The 4,070-nt window shown below is 47.3% G+C and carries 2 protein-coding genes; both read left to right on the forward strand.

Annotated elements, in window-relative coordinates; all coding sequences use genetic code 11:
• The first annotated feature begins 153 nt into the window (after positions 1 to 153).
• Positions 154 to 3,699 carry a leucine-rich repeat domain-containing protein gene (locus HMPREF2955_RS04595; protein WP_070721410.1) on the forward strand — a complete coding sequence of 1,182 codons (3,546 nt, stop codon included), beginning with the start codon at positions 154 to 156 and terminating at the stop codon, positions 3,697 to 3,699.
• Positions 3,696 to 3,887: a hypothetical protein gene (locus HMPREF2955_RS04600; RefSeq protein ID WP_070721412.1), complete on the forward strand. Its 192-nt coding sequence runs from the start codon at positions 3,696 to 3,698 to the stop codon at positions 3,885 to 3,887. Before HMPREF2955_RS04595 ends, HMPREF2955_RS04600 begins: the two co-directional genes overlap by 4 nt.
• Positions 3,888 to 4,070: the final 183 nt, after the last annotated feature.

Genomic DNA, 4,070 nt, shown 5'->3' on the forward strand with positions numbered 1-4,070 from the left:
TCATGGCGAGAAAACGCACTTTTCGAGAAACGAAAAAGAACGGTTATTACCATCAACCTATACCTTATATGTAGATATACCTGTAGAGGTACAGCAGGATATTGATTTTACAATAGAAGAAAGAGATTTACAAAATGATTAATATATAAGCTTATGAAAAGATTTTTAGACCACATAGGGACGCCGCTACGGCACCTACTGTCTGGCAGTTCCCTTATGCAGTGCTCCGTTCGAGGCGTTTGCCTATTGTTTTTGTTGATTGTTGGAAACCTGGCGGCCCATGCTTACGTTGAGGGCGAATACTTCGTTAAAGGCCACATCACCTACCGTGTGATAGATGCCAGTACGTCAAGTCCCAAACTGGCCGTGTACAATGTAAGGGGCGTATCGGGCAAGGTAATCATCCCCGCAACGGTGTTCGACGGCGTAGACACCCATTTCACTGTAACCCAAATTGGCGGTGCTGGTGATAATGACCCTTTTAGATGGGATTCGGGCATTACAGAAGTAGTATTGCCCAACACCATTACTACCCTTGCATGCTATTGTTTTTCCTATTCGGGCATAACCTCGTTGAGGCTTCCCGCCAGCGTAACCACTATACATCCTAGAGCAAACGTTTTGCTGGATAGATGCTACAAGCTAAAGGAGATTCTTGTCGATGCAGGCAACCCCAAGTTTATTTCAGACGACGGCGTGCTTTATACCAAGAACCATGAAGAGTTGATATGCGTGCCTTTTAATAAGGATTTCTCTTCAAAAGGCAATTGCTTTACCATTAACAGCAACACAAAAAAGGTGCATGTAGATGCAATTCAGGAAACACCTACAATGAAAAAGTTGGTTGTCCCCGCATCGGTTGTCGACTTATATATGGGCAGGTGGCCTACATTTGCATACAGTCCTAGACAATTGGAAGAGATTGTGGTTGATGCAGGTAATCAAACATATTGCAGCATAGACGGAGTGGTGTACAGCAAAGATAAAACAAAACTGATATATTATCCTGCTGGCAAAAAAAATACCACATTCAAAGTGCCCGATGAGGTTAAAACTATACCATACGGTTTCACAATTTCTTGGAACAATTACCTTACATCGATAGACCTCAATAATGTTGATTCTGTGGGAGAATATGCCTCATCTGTTTGCTATAAATTGAAAGAAATCAGAATCCCCAAGACACTTACTCGTATTGGTGAGGCCGCTTTCGGCACGTTTATTAACCTTGAAAAATATGTGGTAGACCCAGGCAATCCCAACTATTGTTCGGATGCAGACGGCGTGTTGTTTAATAAAGACAAAACAAAATTGTTGTTTTACCCTACGGCACGGCAAGGGGAATATACAATTCCAAGCACTGTTACCTACATAGGGAAAATGGCTTTTATATATTCTAAAATCACAAACATTACGATTCCTGCAAAAGTTACCACTATTGGTTCTGAGGCTTTCAGGAACACAAAGCTAACCACCGTGACGTTTGAAGAGCCGTCGAAGCTCGAAAACTTATATGTTAGAGCGTTTCTGTGGTGTCACGAACTAAAAACCGTAACGCTACCAAAGTCGGTTAAAATTTTAGGTGATGCTTTTGCTGGGTGTGATAAATTGGAAACCGTGAATGTGCCCGATGGTTCTGAACTTAAAGCAATATGGGGAGGGGCTTTCGTTGGTTGTGATAATCTCACCAACTTCAACTTCCTGGGTAGCTGCAAACTGGAAGCTATTGGATCGCGTGTTTTTGCCGATAAGCAAAAGCTGAAAGAGTTTAACTTCCCGGCTTCTGTCGCTCGCATTCATGACAACGCTTTCGGCAACACGCCCGCTATGGAAAAGGTTACCTTTGCCAACAACAGCGCAATAGTTTCTTTCGGAAAAGGCGCTTTTGCCAACAGCGGCATCAAAAGCATCAAGATACCCACAGGCGTGAAGTCTATCGACAAAGACGCATTTAGAAGATGCAACGTGCTGGAACGCGTTATCGTGCCGGCGGGCTGTACCAATATTCACCCCGAAGCGTTTAAGTTCGACTCAAAGCTGGCGGACATCGACGTCGATCCCGCCAATCCGAAATATTCAAGCGTGCAGGGCATACTGCTGAGCAAGGACAAGAGCGAGCTGCTTATCTTCCCTCCGGGCAAAGCACGCACCGACTTTACGCTGCTGCCACCCTCAATCACCAAGATTGGCGACTTCGCCTTCTACGAGGGTAATGCAAACTTCACCAACATCGTTATTCCAGCTAAGGTGAACACCATAGGCAAACGCGCCTTCGGGTTGAACCCCGCATTGAAAACGATGACGCTGCTCTGCGACGAGATGATACCTTCGTCCAAGATAGACCAAGGAACCAACACCATGGCCTTCGACGACGGCACGGTGGCCACCGACAACGCCAAGCAACACATCACGGTGTATGTGCGTAAAAACTTGTTGGCACAGTATAAGGCAGACCCCTTCTGGAAACAATTTACGCTTAAGCCTTCGTTCACCGTCAAGGCCGAGGGAACTACGGCCGCTACCGACGAATACATCCCTACCTCTACAACAACGGTAGACTTCCTTTCTACCACGGCCGACGTGAAGACGTTTGTATTGCCCAAGACCATTACCTACAACGACGGCGCAACAACCACTACCTATAAGGTGGGGCTTATCGGCGATTATGCCTTTGAAAACGCCAACGCCAACATGAAAGAAGTGGTTGTGAATGCAGATGTAGACTACATCGGTGCCATGGCCTTCGTAACAAAGACCAAACGCGTGGCCAAAAACACGATACAGCCAGTAAGCACAACCATCAGCCAAGTGGTGTTTACGGGCAACACGCCTGCCACCAAGCTTTCGCGCAACTACTTCTCGTTGGGTGCACCTTTCAGCGAGTTCTTCCGTGGTGCAGCCGGTACGGGTGCATGCACACAGAAGATATATGTGAAGAAATCGAAAATGGACGGCTACAAGACGGCGTGGGGCGATTACGCCTCGGCACTAGACTACCGCATTAAGGGCGACGGCACGTCTGCCTTCTCCATTACGAATGAATTCGGTACATTCAGCCGAGAGTTCGATGTAGACTTCGGCGACGTAGACAATGGCGGCAACCGCATGTTCTGGGATGGGGCTAAAAACTGCCCGAAGGTCATCGCCTTCACCTCCGGCGAGAAGGTAGGCAAGAGCGTTATCCACATGAAGAGCATCAATCTTGGTGAAGGCACTGCCACAGACGGACTGTATGTGCCCGCCAACACGGGCGTAGTGCTCAGAGCAATCGGCGGCTCATCGCCAACCGACTTCTATTACCGCATTGGCGAAGACGACAAGTGGAGCTATTCGGGAACAAACATCCTGAAACCGGTGACGGTGAACGCAAAGGACATTACGCCTAACGAGGGCGGCAACACCAACTTCTACGTAAGCAAAGGCAAGGCCTTCCGCGTAACGCAAGCACAGCAGTTCAAGGATGAGGGCAAACTTACCATAGGCGTGCACAAGGCATACATCAACATCAATGTGCCTGCCGGTGCGAAACTCACACTGCTATTCGACAACGACGAAACAACGGGCATAGAGGAAGTGGGCGCAGACGACAATCCGACTTCAACTTCCGACGACTCTTATTACGACCTTAGCGGTCGCAGAATTAGTAACCCTGTCAAGGGCGTGTATATCCACAAAGGCAAAAAAGTGATAGTAAAATGAAAAGTAAGAGAACATACGAAAAGCCGTTGGCTGAAATAGTTGCATTCAATGCATATCCTATCATGTACGAGGCATCTCTGCCTCAGGGAGGAGAAGGTGAAACTGGTGGTGCTGCCGATTCTAAGGCCGACGATTTTGAAGAAGAACCCTACTGGGACGTGAAGGATTACAACCCTTGGGAAAACTAACCCTACGTTAGCCACGCCTCATTGCATTTTACAGCGGGGGGCGTGGCACTCCTTACCTGTTTTTGTGGCACGTTGTTAAGCTGTCGCAAATTATATAACTCTGTTATGGCGCAAGCTTTGTCGAAAGACAATACTTGCGCCTTTTCTGTGGAACGTTTTCGTTAAGCCAAATGAACAATGTCG

Source organism: Prevotella sp. HMSC073D09, from assembly GCF_001814145.1.
In the GTDB taxonomy this organism is placed as follows: domain Bacteria; phylum Bacteroidota; class Bacteroidia; order Bacteroidales; family Bacteroidaceae; genus Prevotella; species Prevotella conceptionensis.

What these genes read in the sequence shown, in the direction of transcription:
- HMPREF2955_RS04595 (WP_070721410.1), top strand. Translation starts at nt 154, where the DNA reads ATGAAAAGATTTTTAGACCACATAGGGACGCCGCTACGGCACCTACTG.
- HMPREF2955_RS04600 (WP_070721412.1), top strand. Translation starts at nt 3,696, where the DNA reads ATGAAAAGTAAGAGAACATACGAAAAGCCGTTGGCTGAAATAGTTGCA.